Genomic DNA, 22,398 nt, shown 5'->3' with positions numbered 1-22,398 from the left:
TTGGTGTAATATTTTTACTCCAATTGATAGTTTTGCTACGAAAGATTACAAAGGCGACTTAATTCGCAATGTTACTTCACATATATAGTAGCGTTCAATTAACAGTGTAATCTCTCAATTGATTATTGGACAGTTGAGAATATTCTATTGAAGTGCTAAAACCTAAGCACTCCGCTAGAATATCCTCAACTCAAGGTCATAAATGTCTGGTAAAAACATTCTTTTCCTTTTTCTACTGCTTTTTATCCCTGTTTCCCTCGCAGCGCACTTTTTGGAATGGGGAGACTTGGTAGTTTTCATTACAGCCGGCTTAGCAATTTTGCCTTTAGCAGCTTGGATGGGTACAGCTACAGAAGAAATTGCTGTAGTCGTTGGCCCGACGTTGGGGGGGTTGTTAAACGCCACTTTTGGGAATGCTACAGAGCTAATTATAGCTTTAGTTGCTTTGAACGCCGGATTGGTGGATGTAGTCAAAGCCAGCATCACGGGTTCAATTATCGGTAACTTACTCTTAGTCATGGGTCTTTCCATGCTTTTGGGCGGACTGCGTTACAAGGAACAAAAATTTGAGTCTATTGTGGCGCGAGTCAATGCTTCATCCATGAATTTGGCGGTCATTGCTATTTTGTTACCCACGGCGATGAACTATACTTCCATAGGAATTAGTGAACAAATCCTACAAAATTTGTCCGTTGCTGTAGCGGTGGTGTTAATCCTGGTCTACGCCCTGACACTACTATTTTCGATGAAAACCCACGCCTATTTGTATGAGGTGGGTGTAGCAGACGCAGACGAAACCTCTTACAAGAAACCAAATCTTTGGTTATGGTGTGGTGTACTGCTAGTGTGTACCCTCTTGGTAGCGCTGGAGTCAGAAATGTTAGTCGATTCTTTGGAAGTAGCCACATCCCAACTTGGTTTAACTTCATTGTTTACAGGGGTGATTTTAGTTCCCATCGTTGGTAACGCCGCAGAACACGCCACAGCAGTCACCGTCGCCATGAAAGACAAGATGGATTTATCGCTTTCTGTGGCTGTAGGATCAAGTATGCAAATTGCTTTATTTGTTGGCCCGGTTTTAGTGATAGCGGGGTGGGTGTTGGGTAAGCCGATGGATTTAGATTTCAAACCTTTTGAATTAGTAGCTGTGGCTGTGTCAGTGTTGATTGCCAACAGCATTAGTTCTGATGGTAAATCCAATTGGTTAGAAGGCACTTTACTTTTAGCCGCTTATGTAGTGATTGGGTTAGCTTTTTACTTCCAACCAGTTACCCCTGGTATTGGGTAGGGGGCGCAAAGTCTTGCGCTACCATCGATATTTTATTGCACGAGCGATCGCTTTTGAGTTTAACCGACTGCGATCGCTTTTGTTTTGGTTAACTGATGACTGATATAAATCACATCAAGTTCGGCTAATTACTTACGATATAGTCGGTTTGCCTGGTAATAGGTAATAGGTAATGGGGATGGGTAATGGGCCAGATGTGATGACTAATAGTAAAATCCAATTCCCAATTCCCGACCTCCACAGGTAGCATAAGTGTTTAAGTGGACATGATATCACATCTACATCTATAGATATACTGCTTAGGGTAGAATAAATTTTTATTTAACTAGAGTTTATTAGTGTTAACAGCTTAAGCAGGGTAAATAGAGAGGAAATTGTCCACCTTTAGCAATCACTTGTGATTGCCATATGTTGTGGCAGTTTCTTAACTTGTAAGCACACACCATTCCGGAATCAAAAAAATTTCTCTGTCAAAGGAAATATGGGTTTTAGTAATATCAAATACAATGAACGATATTGTCCTGCTGATGACGGGTGTGTTAATAACAAAACAGCCATTTCCGTTTCATTTACCCAAGCAACCAGTAATTCAGCTAGACAATGGCGTGCAAAAGTTAACACGAAATCAATTATATCAGGTAGTTTCATCTGCAAAAATCACGCCACCTGAATTTGCACGGCTAAATGAGAGTTTTCCAGCCACTCCATTAGAACCTAAGCCTGAGTATCGAAACACTCTGATGAATAAAACAGAGAAGTTTATTGCTAAAGATTTATACAGCTTGGCTGAGTTCAAGCATTTCCAAGCTGTCAGGTTGAAGTTTTCTGATGAACAACGCTTGATTGCAAAACAAAGCCGTGAAGAAAATGTTGTTAAAAAACCTCATCAAGTAAATTTTTCTGAAAACAAACGGTTCATAGCCCAAGAAATTAGTGAAGAAAACTTTGCTGCCAAATCTCAAAGAGTAAACAGCACAAATCTGCCAAATTTACGTTTTAATAGTTCAGGTCTTGCTGTGAGAGTGTTGCAACGATTATTAGTAGCTAATGGCTATGCCATTCGAGTTGATGGAGTTTTTGGGGCATTGACAGAGAGTGCTGTTAAAGCCTTTCAAAACCAGCACAATTTAATCGTGGATGGTGTAGTAGGCCAGAACACTTGGTACTTTTTGACAAAATAGTTAGTTGTCAGTTGTCAGTTGTCAGTTGTGAGGCAGTCGCTCAAAGGGGGTCTCCTCCATGAGTAACTGCCGATTTCAAGAGCGCTAGCGAGCTTGCGAGGGTCACCCGAAGGTCAGTTGTTGGTTATTAGTTACCACTGACTACTGACCACTGACTAATAACTAACTATCGATATTTATGTTGTTCTAAAAGTTGTTGCGCTCTTGGTTTATAAATTAAATAGAACAAAGCTTCAATGTAACGCAACAAATCTTCTCGGTTTTCTTTTGAGGTAAAGTTCCAAAAGCCGTAAATCCGCGCTAATGATAACAGCTTATTAGTGTGAATTTTCCAGGTGTATGTGCTGTAAACTCGGTCAATTGCTTTTTGGGAAATTGTATCCCAATAATTGGGATTTTGTTCACACTTACTGACGAATTCCAGAATTTTTGTCGCAGTTTCTTCTAAATGAGTCGGGTTAATGTAAAAGCCGTTAACCTTATCTTGAATAATTTCTAATGGGCCACCGAATTGTGTAGCAAAAGTTGGTAATCCTGAAATCATTGCCTCTAAAATTGTCAAACCAAAAGCTTCAAATAAAGCTGGTTGGACAAAGATTCCTTTGTGGTCGGCAATTACTCGGTAAATTTCACCAGAATCAGTTTTTGACAGGCGTACACCCAGCCAGCGAATTTTTCCATGAAGATTGTACTCGTCAATGATGTGGTAAAGTTTGACAATTTCATCACGTTCTTCATTATCGCCTGATTCTTCTACACGTAACTTACCCGCTACTAAAATTAAGTTACAATGCTCTTGCAATTCTTTACTTTGACCAAAGCATTCAGCTAAACCTGTGAGGTTTTTAATCCGGTCAAGACGCGCCATTGAAAAGATAGGTCGTTTGTTGGGATCGTCGAGTTTGCCAAAGATTTGGGAAGAGTCTTCCAGAGTAAAAAGCATTTCGGAAATACGATCGCGATCGCTTTCTACTCGGTCTTGAGTCCGGGTGTAGGGAAAATAAGAGTTTTCGTTAACTCCAGGCGGTACAACATTAAACTTGGGGCTAAATAGTTCAATACCATTGGTTACATGATATAACTCTGGCATTGTGAAGCACTTGTAGGACTCATATTGTCCCACACTATCCGGTGTGCCGACAATTTCTTGGTAAGTGCTGCTAATGATAAAATTAGCAGCATTCATGGCAATCAAATCAGCAGTGAATTGCAAGGAAAAGTGATATTTTTCTTCCAAATCTTGCCAGTAGAGGTTACTGAATAAATATTTGGATTTTTCCAAAGCATGGGCAATGTTGCACTGAGTAACTTTCATCCGCCGTGCTAACAGAAACGCCACTAAATTACCATCGGTGTAGTTACCAACAATTAAGTCTGGTCTACCATGAAATTCTGCTATCAGTTCTCTTTCTGAGTCAAGTGCAAAGGTTTCTAAATAAGGCCAAAACTCAAACCGGGAAATCCAGTTTTGAGTCATGTTGGGATTGAAATCGCGTAAAGGTACTCGCAAAATCCAAGCATTTTCGGTGCCGTGGACTTTTTCTAAACGTTGATTACAAAGAGTACCATCGCTATTAGGAATCAAGCGGGTGAGAATAATTACCTTTGGCTGGACATTCAGTTTTTCTAAACCAGCTAACTGGGCATCTTCTTGCAGTTGCTTTTCTAAATTCTTCGCTTGGTCAAGGACGTAAACCACCTGACCGCCAGTATCAGGACGCCCCAAAACTCCCTCTTGCCCAAACCAACCGTGGGCTGATACTAGGACGATTCTAAAAATCATCGGCACGCGAGAGATGAAGGCTTCTAGAGTCTGAGGGTCGGGAGAATCAATTAATTCATCTAAAACATTAAGAGTTTCTTGGACTCGCTGGGCTGTGTTTCCCCAACCTGGTTCAAAACCCATCGCTTGCAATTGAAAGCGGAATTCATCGCAGGGTTCATCACTGGGGCGTCCACTTACAAATGCTATAGCTTTTTTAACTTGTTCGGAAAGTTGCTGTTGTGTTTTAATGCGATCGTTGAGTAACAGTTGGATGCCGTTGTATTGGTGCAGGCGTAAGAAATTTAACAAGCTATCTAGCAATTGTTTGGAGTCTTGAAAGATTTTGCTGGATAGATAGCGGTTGAGAAACTGTACACCCTTACCAATATTTTTGGGGTCGCGGATGACTGGCGTGTAGTCATAGAACGGGCCGAAGTCTAATTCTAACAGATCACCTTCATTGGGATGGAATTTGTTCACCAAGCGATCGCGTAGATCTAGCAATTCCTGTACCGTCATAGGTTCAAAAGTCAGGTCTGCCGTCAGTCGATAAACTTCTTGACTAGCAATTTTGGGACGGATGATGAAACAAAGGTTTGAGTCTTCTTGAATAATTTCTTGAGTGTAGTAAATTAGTTTGCCCAACTGAGAAGAAGCGTAAAAATTTTCTGGCTTCTGGGACTTAGCACAATATTCACTAAATACATTCAGTATCTCGTTACGCAACAAGTACTTTTGTTCTTGCTGGCGTAATTCACTGGCAAATGAACGCAAATCACTTTTTTCTTCACTATCTAAGATTGCTTGGATCAATTCAGACATGTTAACTCCTAAAGATGATTTTGCATTATTGACTTCCAGGCAAAATATAAGTTCTCACCTTTTCGTCTAATCGCACAGAAACGCAAATAAACACAGATGAATTTTTCTCTGTGTTTCTCTGCCGCAGTCGCTTTCTGTAACGCGATCGCGTGTTTCTCTTTACTTAAAGTATCTGTTACTCAGTATTTTAGGCTCTAACTAAAGAGGTACAATTGTCTATGCTTTTGAGTAATGCAGTGTCTATAATGCTTTTACTGCAAAGGTTTAGAAGTATTTATTTTTTATAAAAAAAGCGTTGAGTTTTACTATGAATCATCTGATACTTCAGTTTTTATTTTATGATTGAGGGGATCTTTGACCGAGAAGCTAGTTGGAGAAGGAATTATGGCAGGCTGATGTCAAAATTTTTAGATGGCTGTATTTTGAATTGCCAAGTCAAGTTTGATTCACAAAATCCAGTTCGCTATATTTAAGATGTACACCGACACCTGTGTTTCAATACATGCTAGTTGCATGGACATTACAGCGACTTTGAAGGAAATTACATCCTCAAGCGTTGCAGTTCGAATTCGTATTGTGCAAGTCATTGTAGATAGTATTGCATCAGAGCAAGTTAATCCAGAGCTTACAGAAGCGCAACAGCAGGAACTTGATCGACGAATTTCTGATTATGATGCTAATCCTGACGACGTATTAACTTGGGAAGAAATTAAAGCCTCAATTAAAGGACAATAATTGTACAGTGACTTTTGATTTGTCGTTGTGCCAAATTAATGTTATCGAAGGTGTGAAGCTTGAACTTAAAGAGCGTTAAGCTTAGAAGCAGTATAGAGAAATTACAAGCTGTACCAATACAAATTGTTGCAAGCCTAAATTAGGTAAGGCTTAACTTGATGGGACAAATTTGTCTCAACGCCATTGAATTTATTACTCTACATCCCCAAACCAAAATTATCCGCATAAAGTCTACTTTCAGTATAAGCAGAGCCTTTTGCAGCAACTTTGGACGAAGAGGCAATCAACGATGTGATGGTATAATTACCAAGTCATACGCGATCACCTACTCCAGTTCCTTACTTCAATTCTGACTGTGCTTTACTCTTGAGTTTGTCACTTTCAAAAGTAGCGGTGATTTTAGAGCCATCGGGATTTTCCCATACAAAGGTTGCCATTGTTGGAGAGCGGCTAATCTCAACACCTGGGCCTAAGATTGCCCGCACATCCGTTAAAGACATTCCTATTCTCAACTGTTCATACCCTATGCGACCAAAAGGGCGTAGTTGAACTTGGGTAGATTGTTCAGGCTGCTTTGCATTCTCAGCAGCTTGAGGAGCATAGAGTTTTACTACTACTGGTAGTACTACTTGTAGTAATACTAATACACCAGCTCCAGTATAATATATTTTTACATCTACCTTCGCTAATAAACTGATAACAGTTTTCATCATTTTTTCCTATAAGGACTATCAAGAGATTATCCAAAAGCAAAGTCCTAACCCAAAAATCTCTAATATAGAGATGTTCCAGCCAATAAGATTGACTACATAACCTTCGCCAAAGTCGAAACCAACGGGCTTCAGGCTGACAATGCTGATATTGCAGTAACTCAAAAAAGTAGGTGATTATCTGCGATCGCAGCAGGAAAATAAATGTCTCACGCGTGCAACATTTGGTGGCAATATTCATTAACCTCTCTGCACTTCTTTGCAACTTGTTACCCTTATATCTGGCGGATTCCGCTAGATAGCTTTTGCCTCTCTAGCTGTAGCTAAGAATATAAAGGAAGCCATTTTCTAAGTCACCTCCACAAACTAGGACATTGAAGGTGATCGCAGTTTGGGGGTGCGATCGCTTTTTCATCAGTTATTTGTCTGGTAGTGTACAAACCCCCTTCTTTAGTTGAACGTCAAGTGAAAGTGAAAGTTTAAGGTTCAATGATCCGCAGTTAGACGAACCAATAACCCAGAGTGATGCTAGAGCAACTAAACCACCAACGATGATGAAAGCAGTTGATCTATAGTGAGAGTTTTGAGGTTTTTGCATTATATTTACCTGTAGGTTTTGTGAATTGCTGGATTGGTGGCCTCGGAAACTGCCAAGCCAGCTTTAAATGATGTAGATGGCTACTACTAGACTTCCTAGCTAAAAATTGTTTGAGATCCAAAATGAAGCCAATTGGCATAAGTAGCGGCCTAGTTGTTTACTAAACCGCTACTCATACTAATTCTCTGTAACAATGCGCTTAATATAGCTGTCGCCAGTAGTGTAGGACATCAACAGATGATAAAACCTAGACACAAAAAGACTTTTCACCCAGTCACCAGCGATGGACTGAGCTTGTCGAAGTGTCCCTAGTCCCTAGGTATAATTACCCCCCTTAATCCCCCCTTTCCAAGGGGGGAAATCAAGAAATTAAGTTCCCTCCCCTTTACAAGGGGAGGGTTAGGGAGGGGTAAAAACCAGTCTCAACAACGCTGTAACTGCGCTAAAAATACAACAATTTCATCCATCGCTTGCCGGATCACACTTGCAGGTTGTTCAGATTGATTGACAATAATACTAAAAACCAACGGCTCATATTTAGGCGCATTCACATAGCCAGATAGAGAAACAACACCCGTCAACGTGCCTGTTTTTGCTTGTACAATTCCTTCAGCAGGCGTACCACGAAAGCGACTTATTAAAGTACCACTTTTGCCTGCTACAGGTAAAGACGCGCGATACACTGATGCTGCTGGTGTTTTTGCCATTAAGCGTAAAGTTTGTACAAAAGCCTCTGGAGTTACTAAATCACGACGTGATAATCCTGAACCATCCACTAAAACATAATTTGCTGAATTAACTCCTAATTTAGTCAAACTTGCTTTTAGCGCTTCCAAGCCAATATCAACAGTACTCTTATTTTGAACTCTAGGTTGTTGAAAAGCTAATGCCCTCAGTAATGCCTCAGCATAAAGATTATTACTATTTTGATTAGTTTCCATCAATAATTCAGACAAAGGTGGCGATTCTACAGCAGCTAATTCTTGTTGATTTGTACCACCAGTAAATACCAACGTCTGTCCTAAACTAATTTTTTCTGTGGCTAATGCAGTGCGGAAACGCCGCAAAAAGTAATTACTAGGATCAACCACAGGTAAATTCACTAAATATGGTTGGGAATTTGCTGCTACTTGTCCTTGTATTCGTAATACTCTTCCTGTTAAATCACGGGTGACATTAATGTAGCTTGGTTGGTTTTCAGCAACTGTAATTGATTGATTAATTGTCAGCCAACGTTGAGCTTCGTTACCATCATCCCACATTATTTGTGAAATTTTACCTACAGCTTGTGGTACAAATTTTAAGCTAAAAACATTTTCATTAAGAATAAAACTATTAACTGGTGCGCCATAGTCTGATTGCACATCTTCCCATTCCCAAGTGGGATTTATAATATCCCCTTGAATATAACTATCATCAGCAATCAAACGTTTAATTTGGGTAATACCTTTTTGTTGCAACTGTTTAGCTAATGCTTGCAATTGAGTATCATTGAAACTAGGATCACCCCTCCCAACTACACGCAATATACCATTAGCATCTTGATAAATAGAGGTGCGAATCCGAAAATTTGCACCCAATTGTTGTAATGCTGCTGCTGTTGTTAAAAGTTTGGCATTAGAAGCCGGAGTAAAGTATTTTTGAGCTTCTCGTGCGTAAAGAGTTTGCCCAGATGATAAAGGTTGTACTAAAATCCCCCAGCGTACCCGACTGAATATAGGACGATTAATTACAGTATCTATAGATGTCCCCAGTTGGGCAGGGCAAATTAATTTTGTGGTGGTTGTTGGTGAGACTTGTGTTTGTGCTTGAGCAAGTTTATTACTAAATGCTGTCTGGCTACTCAAAAGTAGGAGCAAAAAACTTAATGATTTACTGAATGCTTTAAGTCTCACCGATATTCCTCATCCTTAAGATAGGTCTTATCACCGTTGCTTTAAACTTCTTTCCACAGAGAGAAGCAGGCTACTATGCCTTAGTGATTAGTATATGAGAAATGCTGACATATTTAATACACACTGGTTAATTAAAAATCAATTATGGCATTTCAAAATCGCCAGGTTAACCAACCTGCATATACAGAAATACGGAATCGAGGTAAAGGTGTGAGTACATTCCTTTCTGGTGTGGCTGTATTACTTTCTACTTTGGCTTTAGCTTGTAGCGGCTATACAGCTTACGAACTTTTCACGCTGCGGCAAACATTAAACACTAAAACGGCGAGTAATACTGTTCCTGCACAAGTACCAAGTGCAATAGCGACAGCCTCTACTGCGCCACAACCCACAGCATCACCATTATCGGCAAGTACACAAGTTCCCACTACTTCAACTATTCAGCCTGGTCAATTTGTCCAGCCTGCTTTTGGCAATAAGGCAGAAGTGGAATTACTTGCAGCAAAGCGAATTAAAGATCCAGAAACCGCCAACCGTGATGTGGTGAATGTGCAAATGCGTATCCGTCGCCTTGCCACAGAAGGAGTTGGTGGTGGTGATATTATATCGGTTGCTAGTACAACAGCCCGTAATCCTGATACCAGCGTTACCTACAAAGGTGTTGCCCTAGACCGTTCAACAGGAAGCGTTTCTTTGGCACAGCTACGTCCTAAAGCTTCGGCTGATGCCTATGTTTGGGTAAGAGTTCCCCAAGGTGTGGATTCTCTGGACATTTATGTGCCAGATACAGCTGCGTTTAAAAATGTACCAATTTCTAATTAGTGGAGACGCGCAATAGCGCGTCTCTAATTTTCTTGGAAACCTAAATTGAATCTGAATTTATTAATTACAAATTATTCTTCTTCCTCTTCCTCTTCTTCTTCCTCCTCTTCTCCAAACACTCCGTCTATGAGTTCTTGCGCTCGTTCATTTGAAATATTCAAGCTTTCTTGAAGTTCTGAGATATAATCCTGTTCATCTTCGGGTACTTCTTCATCAATCCCTACTACTAAGATAGCGGTGATGTATGCAGCTTCTCGATAAGCCCGATTCGGTAAAGATTCGATCGCCTGGGCAATTAAATTTTCTGGTTCTTCTTCTTCAATCAAGCTGACTACTTTTTCTGTCAACTCTTCAAAGTCTTCGTCGGAGTAATCTTCAAATAAACCAACCCGACCGAGAAATTCACTCAAAGCATATTCTTCAACAGAAGAAATACCTTCCCCATCAGCAGCAGCGGAAAACAGTCCAATGATGGCGATCGCAACTTCTGGTTCTAAAGCAACTGAACTGCTACTACGGCCTTTGGGCAACTTGCGTTGAGACATAATTATCCTGCAAAAGTATTTTTATGGTTTAAGAAGCAATCTGTTACGGTTTCCACTGCTTCTTATGGTTTAGCTTTCCCAAAAAAATCCGTAAATTCTCAAACCTTAGTACTTTTGGTATAAATTTTTGATACAAAAATGCAGAGGATATACTCCTCTGCATTTAAATAGTGTGAAAAGGGAAAAGGGATAAATTACCTTTCCCCTTCCCCTTAGTCTTTTCCTTCCCCTTCCCCTTCCCCTTCCGCTTCCTTAGTAATCATACTTACAACTTCGTGCCACATTCCGAACAGAAGTTATGGCTGGGTTGATTGCTTGTACCACAATGGCTGCAATACACTGGTTCTGTGGCGGTTTTTGGCGGTTGCTTGGGTAAGCCGACCATTTGAGCGTTATTTTTGCCAGGGGCTACCATTGGATAGCAGTTTTCGTCTCTGGTGACGCGCACATCCACAATTACCGGGCCTTGATGTGCCAGCATTTCGGCGATCCCATCTTTTAACTGGGTGCGATCGCTAATTACCATGCCCTTAATTCCATAGGCTTTTGCCAATAACTCAATGTCTGGCATTCCTACTTCCATATTCGAGCATGAGTAGCGCTCACCGTGGAAAGCTTGCTGCCACTGGCGTACCATCCCCTGCCAACCGTTATTAATAATCACAGTCTTGACATTAATACCATACTGTGCTATTGTCCCTAGTTCTTGCAAACACATTTGGAAGCTGGCATCACCGCTGATACAGATAACTTCTTCATCAGGAAATGCCACTTTTGCACCCATAGCCGCAGGTAAACCAAAACCCATTGTTCCCAAACCTGCACTAGAAATCCAGCGCCTTGGCCCGTTCTTGAGGAACTGTGCAGACCACATTTGATGTTGTCCGACATCTGTGGTGTAGAAAGCGTGGGGTGCTTGGCTACCGACTTCTACAATTACTTCTTGGGGCGAGATGCTGTCAGGATGCTGAGGCACCACCAATGGATATTCTTCTCGCCAGCGGTTAACTAAATTCAACCACTCTTGGGTTTGTTTAGGTGTATCCTTGATGCCTAATTGCTTGCAGCGACGCAACAAGTCAACTAATACATGCCGCACATCACCGACGATGGGAACTTCGGGAACGCGGTTTTTACCAACTTCAGCGGGGTCGATGTCGATGTGAATGACTTTAGCGTGGGAGGCGAATTCGTCTAATTTGCCAGTGACGCGATCGTCGAATCTGGCGCCGACGCAAATCAGCAAGTCACAATCGGTAACGGCAAAGTTAGCGTAGGCGGTGCCATGCATTCCTAACATTCCCAATGACAGGGGATGATGTTCATCAAAAGCACCGATACCCATCAACGTTGTGGTGACGGGGATATTGAATAATTCTGCCAGTTCTTTGACTTCTTGGTGGGCATTAGAAGCGATCGCACCTCCACCCACATACAGCAATGGACGGCGGCTTTCCCGGATTAACTTGATGGCTGCGTTAATTTGCCGGGGATTTCCCTTAACTGTGGGGCGATATCCATGTAACTTGACTGCACCTGGTTCTACAGGTGTGTAATCAAATTCTTCAAATGCCACATCTTTGGGAACATCGATCAAAACTGGCCCTGGACGCCCAGTACTAGCGATGTGGAACGCTTCAGCAACAATCCGGGCCATGTCAGCCGGATCGCGCACTACATAGGAATGCTTGACTATCGGTAGCGTAATTCCATAGATATCGGTTTCTTGGAACGCATCTGTACCAATCATTTTCCGAGGTACTTGTCCGGTGACTATAATCATTGGAATCGAATCCATGTAGGCTGTAGCGATGCCTGTCACCAAATTAGTTGCCCCAGGGCCAGAAGTACCAAAGCATACTCCTACCTTTCCTGTGGCGCGGGCGTAACCATCAGCGGCGTGGGCTGCACCTTGTTCGTGCCTCACCAAGATATGCTTAATTGCTCCAGTTGCTTCCACCTTGTATAGGTCATCGTAAATAGGTAGAATTGCCCCGCCAGGATAACCAAAAATATATTCGACCCCGTGGCGCATAAGACTGTCTAGCAGAGCAAAACCACCAGTTGCACGCTTCGGTGTGGCAACTGGCACAGAAGTAGCAGACTGGGCAAGCACGGCGTTGCTCTGGTTGCCAGAGTTGTCGCCAGTGCCATTATGATTCTCGGTTTGTGGGATACTGATAGAGGAAGGCAAGCGCACGGTCACAGTCAAACCTCAGATAATAGCTAAGTTAACGCTTAAAGTCTGTAGTTAATACTTCATTTTAATGTAAAAGTTCAATCTAATTCTGATTATCTAATTCTTAATTTGTAATTGCTGGGTTTCATACCCCCGCTATAAGTGCAGTCTTCAATCAAAATTGGTCAGAATCTCCCTCCTGCATGTAATTCCTATAATTAGAGACTTACAAATCAAAAATATCCCACTGTTTGCAGCCATCAGTCATCAGCTATCAACTTCAACCAGAATAATTTATTTCTTGGAGTTCCCTAATTAAATTACGTCTTGCAAGACTCTACGGGTATTTTGCCAAGCCCAAACACCAACAATTGCAACTATCAAGCTCATAGCTATCAGTACAGTTCGTAAGCCAAACTCTTGATTTAACCAGCCTGTAATGGCTAGTGGTGCGGAAAGGGCTATGTTTACAGCATGATTTTGAAAGCCAAAGACTTTACCATGCATAATCAGTGGAGTCTGCTGTTGGATGAGAGTTTGCATGGGTACACCAATGAGGGAACCACTTACACCTAGTAAAATACAAAAGCCGAGTGCTATTACTTGGGTATTGGTAAAGGGAACTAAAGCCAAAATCAACGCCATACCCAAAAAGCCCATCAGAGGCAAGGGTTTGTGATGTGTTTTGTCAGCCCAATGACCCAAAATACCTGCACCTATAACTATACCGATTCCCACTGCGGCTATGAAGCGTCCAGATTGTTTTCCTTGTAAACCAAACTTTTCTGCTAAGGGCAGCGCAAGTACCATCAAAGCTGCAAATACACAGTATAAAACTGTAATTTGCAACATTGCATTTAACACCAGACGGTTTTTCTTAAGATAGCGTAAACCTTCTTTAAAGTCAGCCCAAAGGTCAATGCGATCGCTTAAAACTTCGCTAGGCGATTTTTTGTCGCGAAAGTGAATAGGTAGCATCATTACAGCCGACAACATGTATAGTAACGCCACTACTAACTCTCGACCATATTCTTTAGCCATACCAGTTTCAGCCAAACTCAGCAGTGGGTCTCCTAATAAAAAACCGACAATTAAAGCACTCATCATCGTGCTAGTAAACAGTGCATTGGCTGCTATTAAATTTTCTCGCCGCACCAGTAAAGGAATTGCAGCTTGTTCGGCTGGGGCAAAAAATTGGGTAACGCTGGAAACCCCAAAGGTGATTAAAAAAAGTATATAAAAATCTCTCGGTAAAAAAGCAAGTCCTATAGTCAATAGTCCGCGTAAGATATCAGACCCTACCATAATCAGCTTTTTCGGCAGGCGATCAACAAATACACCCCCTGCTGAACCAAATAAAACCGCTGGTATAGTAAACGCCACCATCAATATGGAGTACATCGATTCTTTTGCTACTCCCAAAGGAGGTAAGTAGCTACTGTTTTTGTCTACTACTAGATCAACCAGCATCAAAAAGAAAACCTTATCTGCTAACTGGGAGACTAATTGCCCAATCCACAGGAGTATGAAACCACGGTTTTTTAGCAGTGCGCCAAACCCATTATTGACAGCAGCAGGTTCAGTTGGAAACATTAGGTGTTTAAGAATAGTGACTAAGGTAGATGGAAATCAAAGGGCAAAGGGAGGAAGTAAGTGATACAAATTCGGGATTTTGGATTAACAGTCTTGACAACAAGGCTGTCACAGGAATCTCAAATAATATTAACTATTCCAATTTTGGTATGAGTAGGTAGGGAAAATCTCACCCTATCACTCATTACCTCATGACCCCACAGTAAAAACCCCCCTATTTCTCACTCCTGCTGACATATTCGGTTTTCCGGACTATTTTTCCTCATAGCGTTTCACCAGTGAATGTAAAAATTCAGCTGCTGTGAGGCGAACTTGCTTAGAAGAAGCCTCAACGGATGGATCTACCCACCAGCCCTGAACTGTTTGGGGCGATCGCCACATGGTTAAATGGTCAACTGATGGTTCTGCGTAAAAGTTATTATCCCCCTTACCCAGTAACCCTGAACTCCAATGAGTAAAATAATCATGGCTCATGCGATGAATGGGAAAGTTACCCAATAACGGCACTCCCCATCCATCTATAGCAATAAAAGCTTTAATCTGACCACCTAATAGCTGCCACTGCCAAGCCGCAGTTATCGCCCCCACTACACCAGCACTAAAGCTAATGATGATAATTGGTGTTTCTAGGTGATTGCCCAAGCGATCGCGTAAAAACTGGAAAATATGAAGTGATGATAAAGCCAATAATCCTTCAGCAGGAAACACTAGAATATCCACTGTTTTTTCATCAACTGAACTCCACCCTGATATGAAACTTTCTGTTAAAGCTGGCTCATGAATTCCAGGGCAGATGATTACACTCATTGGTTGGGAATTGGGAATTGGGAATTGGGCATGGGGCATAGGGCATTGGGAATTGGGCATGGGGCATTGGGAATTGGGCATGGGGCATTGGGAATTGGGCATTGGGAATTGAGAATTGTTATTAATTATTTCTCCCCTGCACCCTTGCACCCCTGCTCCCCTTCTTCCCATTCCCCATTCCCCATTCCCTAATCCCCAATTCAATAAGGATACTGAACAAACTCTTTTTCACTACTCGGTATGTAGTAATAACCGTAGTCAGCCTTTTGGTATATTGTTGTTACTTTTATAGTTATCCTATCCCCCCGGATGGGATAATAGATTACGAGTAAGGGAAAGAGTCAAGTTATTCCCTAGCTCGTTTTGCTCTCCACTCAGGTTATATTGAGGAATTTATTGTGGTAGCCACGCCGGAAAAACTGCACGCCACCCACGAGCATCTATCAGGTCAAGACCGTGTAGCTGTATTGCTCATGGGCTACGGCGAAGTCGAAAGCTACGAAGATTTCGCTAATTATAACGAACAAGCTTTAAATCTACTGACAGCAAAATTTGCACCAGTCCCAACTTGGATTTATCCACCCTTAGCTAGGTTATTAGCATTATTTGACCGCCACGAATGGGGACACCAACACCACGATTTTATCTCCCCACACAACGCTATCTTTGAAAAGCAACGCGCTGGTATTGAAAAAGAGTTGCAAGCAAAGTGGGGTGATAGTGTTCAAGTTTTTAAAGCTTTTAACTTTTGCGCTCCCTTTTTACCTAAACAGGTTTTGGCAGAAATCCAAAGCCTTGGCTTTGAGAAACTGCTAATTTACCCATTGCTGGTTGTTGATTCTATATTTACTAGCGGAATTGCGATCGAGCAAGTCAACAACGCTTTAGCCGAAATAGCTAATGGTGAGGAACATTGGGTAAGAGGACTACGTTACATTCCCTCTTTTTACAATGAACCAGCCTACATCGATTTGATGGCTCATCTGGTTGAGGAGAAAATTAACGCTGACTTAGCAGCAGCTTACTTACCTTCTCAAATCGGCATTGTGTTAATGAATCACGGTTGTCCCCACAAAGCTAAAGGTTTTACCTCTGGGATTACCGAAAGTCAAGCACTGTACGATTTGGTACGCGATAAATTGATTAATCGCTATCCTTTAATTTCAGTGGGTTGGCTGAACCACGACACACCTTTAATTGAATGGACACTACCAAATGCAGAACAAGCTGCTAATAACCTGATTCAATTGGGTGCAAAAGTTGTGCTGTTTATGCCAATTGGTTTCGCAACAGAAAACCACGAAACCTTATTGGACGTACATCACATCATCCATGCTTTAGAGAAGAAGCATCCTGATGTAGACTACGTGCAAATGGCTTGTGTCAATGACCATCCAGAGTTTTTAGCGATGGCGGCCCAGTGGGCAAATGCTCATATTGCTGAGCTGAAAAACGAGCAAGGAGCCACAATTAATCCGCAATTAGCTGGGCATCATCATCACCACCACCATTGAGGGGAGTGGTGAGTAGTGAGTGGGCAGTAGGGTTAATAGAAATAAAACTCTCCCTATTCCCTATTCCCTATTCCCTATTCCCTACTCCCTACTCCCTACTCCCTAATTAACTCCTCGCAGTTTGCGTGTGTTGTCAACTAAACTTTGAGCAAACTGATCAAATCTTTGGGAAAGTTTCTCATCTACTAGCTTCCCTTCAGGACTGAAAGCACTCCAAGCTTGTCCAATAGCAATTTGTTCGGGAATTACCCAACCATGAACCCACCGGACAATTAGACGAAGGTCATTGAGAGCATTACTATTAGATTGACCTCCTAACACGCTAATTAGCCCAGTGACTTTACCGGACAGTTCGTCAAAACTCATCAAATCCAAAGCATTTTTCAGAACACCACTGACACCACCATGATATTCAGGTGTTGCCAAAATTAAGCCATCAGCGTTGCGAACTGTATCGCGTAAACGCTGAACATCTGAGTATTCTAGATACTCTTTTGCACCATCACAAAATGGTAACTGCAACTGTCGTAAATCCAGGATTTCTACTTCTGCTCCTAAAGCTTCTACCCGTTGCACTGCTACTTGTAATGCCAGCTGGGTATAGGAGTTGGTTCTTAAACTACCACCAATGCCGATAATTTTTACCATAATTCACAATTTGCCCATCAACTAGATAATTAGCTGCTATACTTGAGTTTTTGAAAGTCGAAGTCATTATGACTATGTTTATCATAGCGATTTATCTTCTCAGAGTCAAATGACAATCCAAGTGAGGTGTTATTTGTCATTTGTCAGTTGTTAATTTTTATTCACCACTGACTACTGACTACTGACAGTCTTAATCAAAGAATGTGGAATTTGAACACAGATCAAGTTATGCATTCCTTGATGAGGATAGCAAGAACGACTGGGGGATCATTTTGTGTAGAAGTTAGACTAGATTAGAAAACAGTGATTTCCAGTTATTGGGATTTTGGCTAGAAGAATAGGCATAAAACCAGCGCTCAGCTGATGCCATCAGACAAAGGGTAATTATTATGAAAAATTTGGCAAAACAAGCATTGATAAAACAGCAAAATCTAGGGACAAGTTCCCACTCTTCACCTCAAGAACAACTAACTAATGGGAATGATAAGGGCGAAAGTCCCACGAGAAAGGTTTTACAGTATGGAGCTACAGCAAAGCGCATGGCTTGGACTGGTGTACTAGCAGCTAGTTTGATGCTATTACCTGGTGTTTTTGGAGGTACTCCTGTCTTAGCGCAGCAAAAAACAGAGCGCAACTCTCTAACTTATGGTGAGTTGATCCAAAAAACTGAAAAAGGGGAAGTTAAAAGAGTAGAGTTAGACGAAACCGAACAAGTAGCAAAAGTGTATCTTAGGGGACAAAAGCCAGATACGCCACCGCTACAAGTAAGGCTTTTAAATCAAAACACAGAATTGATTAACAAACTCAAAGCCAAAAATGTTGATTTTGGTGAGATTTCCTCTGCTAATAGTAGAGCTGCTGTTGGGCTTTTAATCAACCTGATGTGGATTTTGCCATTGGTAGCTTTAATGCTGTTGTTCCTCCGTCGCTCTACCAATGCTTCTAATCAAGCAATGAACTTTGGCAAATCTAGAGCTCGCTTTCAAATGGAAGCAAAAACAGGTGTGAAATTTGACGATGTAGCAGGTATTGAAGAAGCAAAAGAAGAACTGCAAGAAGTCGTTACTTTCCTCAAACAGCCAGAAAGATTTACTGCTGTAGGCGCACGTATTCCCAAAGGAGTATTGTTAATTGGCCCACCTGGGACTGGTAAAACTTTATTAGCAAAAGCGATCGCAGGGGAAGCTGGTGTCCCATTCTTTAGTATTTCCGGTTCGGAATTTGTAGAAATGTTCGTGGGTGTGGGTGCATCCCGCGTCCGGGATTTGTTTAAGAAAGCTAAAGATAATGCCCCTTGCTTAATATTTATTGATGAAATCGACGCCGTAGGAAGACAACGCGGTGCCGGTATCGGTGGCGGTAACGACGAGAGAGAGCAAACCCTTAACCAGCTGCTTACCGAAATGGACGGTTTTGAAGGGAACACAGGCATCATTATTATTGCTGCTACCAACCGTCCAGATGTCCTTGATGCGGCTTTATTGCGTCCTGGACGTTTTGATAGACAAGTGATTGTGGATGCACCGGATCTCAAAGGACGATTGGAAATTTTAAAAGTCCATGCGCGGAATAAGAAAATTGACCCTAGCGTATCATTAGATGCGATCGCTCGCCGCACACCTGGATTCACTGGTGCAGATTTAGCCAACTTACTCAATGAAGCTGCTATTCTCACCGCCAGAAGACGTAAAGAAGCTATCACCATTCTAGAAATTGATGATGCCGTGGATCGAGTGGTAGCAGGGATGGAAGGTACAGCCTTGGTAGACAGCAAGAGCAAGCGCTTAATTGCCTACCATGAAGTTGGACACGCCTTAATAGGCACTTTACTCAAAGACCATGACCCTGTACAGAAAGTCACACTCATCCCACGGGGACAAGCGTTAGGATTAACTTGGTTTACTCCTAACGAAGAACAAGGATTAATTTCTCGCTCCCAACTCAAAGCGCGAATTACTGCCACTTTAGGGGGTCGTGCTGCCGAGGAAATTGTTTTTGGTAAGCCGGAAGTAACCACAGGTGCAGGTAATGACTTGCAACAGGTGACAGGAATGGCACGGCAGATGGTGACACGATTTGGAATGTCTGAATTAGGGCCACTCTCCCTTGAAAATCAAAGTGGAGAGGTATTTTTAGGGCGTGACTGGATGAATAAATCAGAATACTCTGAGGAAATTGCTGCCAAGATAGATTCGCAAGTGCGCGAAATTATTAATAATTGCTACATCAAAGCAAAAGAACTGTTACAAGAAAACCGCATCGCCTTAGAGCGTTTGGTGGATTTGTTAGCAGATGAAGAGACAATTGATGGTGAACTATTCCGCAAAATTGTTGCGGAACATACTCAGGTGAAAGATACGTACATAGCAGAGGAAATAGTGCCTGTGTCTTATTAAATTAGTGATAACTGATGACTGATGGCTGATGACTGATGACTGATAACTGTTTTAGGTTTAGGGACTGACAAATAAAATGTATTCCATTTAATTGTTTGTTATTGACCGTTGACGGTTGATAAGCTGTTCTACATTTAAGTTGCATATGGTGGTCATCTTGCCTGCCCACCCCAGAAGAGTTGAATGAAATTTAGTTATGCAAACTAAATGTGTTTTAGCTCAATCAAAAGTCATCAGTCATCAGTCAACAGTCATCAGTCATCAACTTCAAACAGTTGTTTTTTTGGAGTTCTCAATAACTAATAGCCAGAATCAGTAGTGTATTTTGACTCTTGAATGATGACTTGTGACTGTTGATAATTAACTGTTGAGTTGCCTCTAGCAATTTGCTGCTGGGAAAACATTTCTCGAAGAACTAGTGCAGGATCTACATAGTTATTGGCATATTTCAACCCCCAATGGAGGTGTGGCCCGGTAGTACGTCCGGTCATGCCTACGCTACCTATTCTGGCTCCTGTTGGTATTTGCTGACCTTCCCAAATTTGGATTCCGCCTGCACGGTCAATGAGATAACGATGACCTTGTGCCGTTTCTACGTGTCCTTCCATGTGGCAATATGTGTGTTCCCATTCTCCTGATCTAATTACTATATGGGTTCCGCAGGCATCGCGATCGCCAACTTTAATCACTGTACCTGCCCACCAATTGCGAATATAACTACCTTGTGGTGCAGCCATGTCTAAGCCGCCGTGAAATTCCCAATTAGCGCCACCAGTAGCAGAACGTCTATAACCAAATGCAGATGTGTAAGCTTGAAAGTTTTCTACAGGAAAAGAAGCTGCCAGCCAACTATTGTTTTTTGTTACTTTGTGCGGTTGCACTTCTCCTCTAACAATTTTTGGCTCACTCAACAGAGTGCCTAAACTGACAATTCCTATTCCTAATATCAATAATGAGGCTCCAGAAAATGCTACTCTGTGTCGCCGATTACTCATTATTTTTTCCTTCAGATGCAAATATGAAGTTAATGTAAATTAATTGATGCTTGTTAGTCAGAATTACTTTTAAATCCATACTAATAGTTTAAGTTTAATACACTAAAACAGTGTATTTTTTTTACTTTATTTATTGGTAATGTACCTTTGTGCTTTCTAAAATTGCTATCTTAAGTTATGTAGCTTACGATATTGTGCTTAACTTTGTCAAACTGATATTTTCATTTTTTCACTGTTGTAAATATCGTATTAAGTAATAATTTTAAATATATTTAAAGTAACTAAATATACTTTTTATAAAATAGTATTGTTTGATAGCAATTAAGCAGAAGTATTAAGGTTATAATATTGTCATTAACCAGCAACTAAGGTTTTTAACATTAAATGTATGGATATTAACTAAGATTATTACTGAGGTACTTAGTTATAAAAGCATTGAATTAATAGATTAAAAGAATTGTTTTTTCAGTACCTACATACACATCCCAAAAAATTAATCATTTTTGTCATAGCTTGCAGCAAGTTTTTATCCCGCCAAGAAATTTATTTCTTGACTAATGGCAAAAGTCAGATTTATCTGACTAGTGGGACTTAGACAAAAAGTAGCCTGAAAAAACCATCAAACGTATATACAGCTGTCATGGAGATTTTTGTAGTGACCTATGCTATAAAGCGGCCTAATATGACCTAGGATGCGACGGTCTACTACTTCTTCTAAGATACAAGGGTGCCTTATCGGCAAGAGTCCAGCATCACCAGAGATTTGCGGGTTCCGTCGATAACGCACCCTACGATATTAAAGGTTAGAGTGAAACAAATCCAAAATCCAAAATTTAAAATCTAAAATCGATTTGCTTCTCAGTTAAACACATAGCAATACCCTTTTCATAGTAAGCAGCTTCGTTAATGAAAATTGGATAAACAGTTGATGTTCCTTCATAGCTGATTGTCTTACCATCCAAGGTTAAAAATATAGGATCGCCAGGAGTGAGAGGTTCATAATCCCGAAACTGAAGCTGAGGATGAATCATTGCTTGAATCTCTCCATATTCGTTTCTAGGAAAATCTATTGTTCCTATAAATTGATAGAATGTCAATGTATTTTCACTCTCTGGAATTGAACCTTGATTACACCTTTCTAGATAGTCCAAAACAGTGTAAATTAGTTTTTCTGTTTTTTGAAACCATTCTGCATTCAAGACACCTTGGGCTACAGGCCCAACTTCAATGACAAAACCTAATTCGCACAGTGAACGCAGAAAATTACTGCCTTTTTCAGCTTGTGTATAACAAACCTTCACTTCAGGGTTTACTGAACTGAGATAACTTGCTAATTGCAGCAGAAAAGGATGATAGCTACCTAGCATCAAACTCAGACCCATGTTTGCAGTGGTACTATGTAAATCAATAATGACATCTACCTGAGATTGATTTTTATCTCCTAATATTTGATATATAGCTTTTGCCCGAATATCTTCATAGCTAGAGAGTGTAGAATTTTGTAAGTCTTCACTGAAGAAAGCACGATTTAAGTCTTTGTCGATATAACGCTTCCCTGCTGCAAAAGCTTGAGGATTGCCTAATAATGTAATCGTTTCAAAACTAGGTCGCTGAATCAAATCGGGAAGCTGTTCAAACTTTTTAATTAAGAATGCTCCCGTAAATTCATTTCCGTGAGTTCCACCAACAATGGTAACTCGATTGATTTTGTGCATAAAGGGGACTGGGGATTGGGGACTGAGGGCTGGGGACTAGGAAATTGGGAATTGGGAATTGGGAATTGGGAATTGGTGAGCCAGCGCGGTCTTGGGGGTTTCCCCCATGAGCGACTGGCGAACCCGAAGGGGAATTGGGAATTGGGACTGGGGAAAGAATTTCTCCCTCATCCCCCCTGCTCCCCTGCTC

The 22,398-nt window shown here is 41.3% G+C and carries 16 protein-coding genes; 6 read left to right on the top strand and 10 right to left on the bottom strand.

Annotated features, from left to right (window positions below):
• The first annotated feature begins 202 nt into the window (after positions 1-202).
• Both cax and I8748_RS13830 read left to right on the top strand, forming a co-directional pair.
• Positions 203-1,288 carry a calcium/proton exchanger gene (gene cax / locus I8748_RS13835; protein WP_198125154.1) on the top strand — a complete coding sequence of 362 codons (1,086 nt, stop codon included), beginning with the start codon at positions 203-205 and terminating at the stop codon, positions 1,286-1,288.
• Positions 1,289-1,794: 506 nt separating this feature from the next.
• Positions 1,795-2,469 (top strand): peptidoglycan-binding domain-containing protein, encoded by a 675-nt coding sequence (locus I8748_RS13830; RefSeq protein ID WP_198125153.1) that lies wholly within the window; start codon positions 1,795-1,797, stop codon positions 2,467-2,469.
• Between the two features lie 166 nt (positions 2,470-2,635).
• On the opposite strand, the gene I8748_RS13825 is transcribed toward I8748_RS13830, so the two are convergent.
• Positions 2,636-5,056, bottom strand: a complete 2,421-nt coding sequence (locus I8748_RS13825; protein ID WP_198125152.1) for a sucrose synthase — start codon at positions 5,054-5,056, stop codon at positions 2,636-2,638.
• A 513-nt stretch (positions 5,057-5,569) separates the two neighbouring features.
• On the opposite strand from I8748_RS13825, the gene I8748_RS13820 reads away from it, so the two are divergent.
• Positions 5,570-5,791 carry an addiction module protein gene (locus I8748_RS13820; protein ID WP_198125151.1) on the top strand — a complete coding sequence of 74 codons (222 nt, stop codon included), beginning with the start codon at positions 5,570-5,572 and terminating at the stop codon, positions 5,789-5,791.
• Between the two features lie 338 nt (positions 5,792-6,129).
• Here the strand turns inward: I8748_RS13820 and I8748_RS13815 are convergent, their stop codons facing one another.
• Positions 6,130-6,504 carry a hypothetical protein gene (locus I8748_RS13815; protein ID WP_198125150.1) on the bottom strand — a complete coding sequence of 125 codons (375 nt, stop codon included), beginning with the start codon at positions 6,502-6,504 and terminating at the stop codon, positions 6,130-6,132.
• A 1,017-nt stretch (positions 6,505-7,521) separates the two neighbouring features.
• Entirely contained in the window at positions 7,522-8,994 is a 1,473-nt protein-coding gene (dacB, locus tag I8748_RS13810; RefSeq protein ID WP_198125149.1) for a D-alanyl-D-alanine carboxypeptidase/D-alanyl-D-alanine endopeptidase, read from the bottom strand.
• Positions 8,995-9,204: 210 nt separating this feature from the next.
• On the opposite strand from dacB, the gene I8748_RS13805 reads away from it, so the two are divergent.
• Complete coding sequence (locus I8748_RS13805) at positions 9,205-9,816, top strand: hypothetical protein (RefSeq protein ID WP_198125200.1); 612 nt, start codon at positions 9,205-9,207, stop codon at positions 9,814-9,816.
• A 71-nt stretch (positions 9,817-9,887) separates the two neighbouring features.
• Here the strand turns inward: I8748_RS13805 and I8748_RS13800 are convergent, their stop codons facing one another.
• The 4 genes from I8748_RS13800 to I8748_RS13785 all read right to left on the bottom strand — a co-directional run bounded on the left by I8748_RS13800 (position 9,888) and on the right by I8748_RS13785 (position 14,940).
• Entirely contained in the window at positions 9,888-10,361 is a 474-nt protein-coding gene (locus I8748_RS13800; RefSeq protein ID WP_198125148.1) for a tellurite resistance TerB family protein, read from the bottom strand.
• A 265-nt stretch (positions 10,362-10,626) separates the two neighbouring features.
• Positions 10,627-12,567 carry a biosynthetic-type acetolactate synthase large subunit gene (gene ilvB, locus I8748_RS13795; RefSeq protein WP_404800308.1) on the bottom strand — a complete coding sequence of 647 codons (1,941 nt, stop codon included), beginning with the start codon at positions 12,565-12,567 and terminating at the stop codon, positions 10,627-10,629.
• A gap of 288 nt (positions 12,568-12,855) precedes the next feature.
• Positions 12,856-14,133 (bottom strand): MFS transporter, encoded by a 1,278-nt coding sequence (locus tag I8748_RS13790; protein ID WP_198125147.1) that lies wholly within the window; start codon positions 14,131-14,133, stop codon positions 12,856-12,858.
• 252 nt (positions 14,134-14,385) lie between these two features.
• Positions 14,386-14,940: a hypothetical protein gene (locus I8748_RS13785; protein ID WP_198125198.1), complete on the bottom strand. Its 555-nt coding sequence runs from the start codon at positions 14,938-14,940 to the stop codon at positions 14,386-14,388.
• A 398-nt stretch (positions 14,941-15,338) separates the two neighbouring features.
• Here I8748_RS13785 and I8748_RS13780 point away from each other — a divergent pair, with 398 nt between their 5' ends.
• Entirely contained in the window at positions 15,339-16,454 is a 1,116-nt protein-coding gene (locus I8748_RS13780) for a ferrochelatase (protein WP_198125146.1), read from the top strand.
• Between the two features lie 102 nt (positions 16,455-16,556).
• On the opposite strand, the gene I8748_RS13775 is transcribed toward I8748_RS13780, so the two are convergent.
• Complete coding sequence (locus I8748_RS13775; RefSeq protein ID WP_198125145.1) at positions 16,557-17,102, bottom strand: NADPH-dependent FMN reductase; 546 nt, start codon at positions 17,100-17,102, stop codon at positions 16,557-16,559.
• Positions 17,103-17,641: 539 nt separating this feature from the next.
• On the opposite strand from I8748_RS13775, the gene ftsH reads away from it, so the two are divergent.
• On the top strand, positions 17,642-19,498 hold the full coding sequence (ftsH, locus tag I8748_RS13770) for an ATP-dependent zinc metalloprotease FtsH (protein WP_198125197.1): 1,857 nt from the start codon (positions 17,642-17,644) through the stop codon (positions 19,496-19,498).
• Between the two features lie 299 nt (positions 19,499-19,797).
• Here ftsH and I8748_RS13765 read toward each other — a convergent pair whose 3' ends face one another.
• Both I8748_RS13765 and I8748_RS13760 read right to left on the bottom strand, forming a co-directional pair.
• Entirely contained in the window at positions 19,798-20,493 is a 696-nt protein-coding gene (locus I8748_RS13765; RefSeq protein ID WP_198125144.1) for a M23 family metallopeptidase, read from the bottom strand.
• A gap of 833 nt (positions 20,494-21,326) precedes the next feature.
• The gene (locus tag I8748_RS13760; protein ID WP_198125143.1) at positions 21,327-22,208 is read right to left on the bottom strand and encodes an aspartoacylase; all 882 of its coding nucleotides are present in this window, start codon (positions 22,206-22,208) and stop codon (positions 21,327-21,329) included.
• Positions 22,209-22,398: the final 190 nt, after the last annotated feature.

Origin of the sequence: Amazonocrinis nigriterrae CENA67 (assembly GCF_016056305.1) — a bacterium.
In the GTDB taxonomy this organism is placed as follows: Bacteria; Cyanobacteriota; Cyanobacteriia; order Cyanobacteriales; family Nostocaceae; genus Amazonocrinis; species Amazonocrinis nigriterrae.
This window is presented reverse-complemented; position numbering and strand designations above follow the sequence as displayed.

Excerpts from the sequence above, each read along its gene's own strand:
- I8748_RS13825 (WP_198125152.1), bottom strand. The coding sequence starts at position 5,056 with ATGTCTGAATTGATCCAAGCAATCTTAGATAGTGAAGAAAAAAGTGAT.
- I8748_RS13765 (WP_198125144.1), bottom strand. The coding sequence starts at position 20,493 with ATGAGTAATCGGCGACACAGAGTAGCATTTTCTGGAGCCTCATTATTG.
- I8748_RS13775 (WP_198125145.1), bottom strand. The coding sequence starts at position 17,102 with ATGGTAAAAATTATCGGCATTGGTGGTAGTTTAAGAACCAACTCCTAT.
- I8748_RS13785 (WP_198125198.1), bottom strand. The coding sequence starts at position 14,940 with ATGAGTGTAATCATCTGCCCTGGAATTCATGAGCCAGCTTTAACAGAA.
- I8748_RS13800 (WP_198125148.1), bottom strand. The coding sequence starts at position 10,361 with ATGTCTCAACGCAAGTTGCCCAAAGGCCGTAGTAGCAGTTCAGTTGCT.
- I8748_RS13760 (WP_198125143.1), bottom strand. The coding sequence starts at position 22,208 with ATGCACAAAATCAATCGAGTTACCATTGTTGGTGGAACTCACGGAAAT.
- ftsH (WP_198125197.1), top strand. The coding sequence starts at position 17,642 with ATGGCTTGGACTGGTGTACTAGCAGCTAGTTTGATGCTATTACCTGGT.
- I8748_RS13790 (WP_198125147.1), bottom strand. The coding sequence starts at position 14,133 with ATGTTTCCAACTGAACCTGCTGCTGTCAATAATGGGTTTGGCGCACTG.
- cax (WP_198125154.1), top strand. The coding sequence starts at position 203 with ATGTCTGGTAAAAACATTCTTTTCCTTTTTCTACTGCTTTTTATCCCT.
- I8748_RS13830 (WP_198125153.1), top strand. The coding sequence starts at position 1,795 with ATGAACGATATTGTCCTGCTGATGACGGGTGTGTTAATAACAAAACAG.
- I8748_RS13820 (WP_198125151.1), top strand. The coding sequence starts at position 5,570 with ATGGACATTACAGCGACTTTGAAGGAAATTACATCCTCAAGCGTTGCA.
- I8748_RS13815 (WP_198125150.1), bottom strand. The coding sequence starts at position 6,504 with ATGATGAAAACTGTTATCAGTTTATTAGCGAAGGTAGATGTAAAAATA.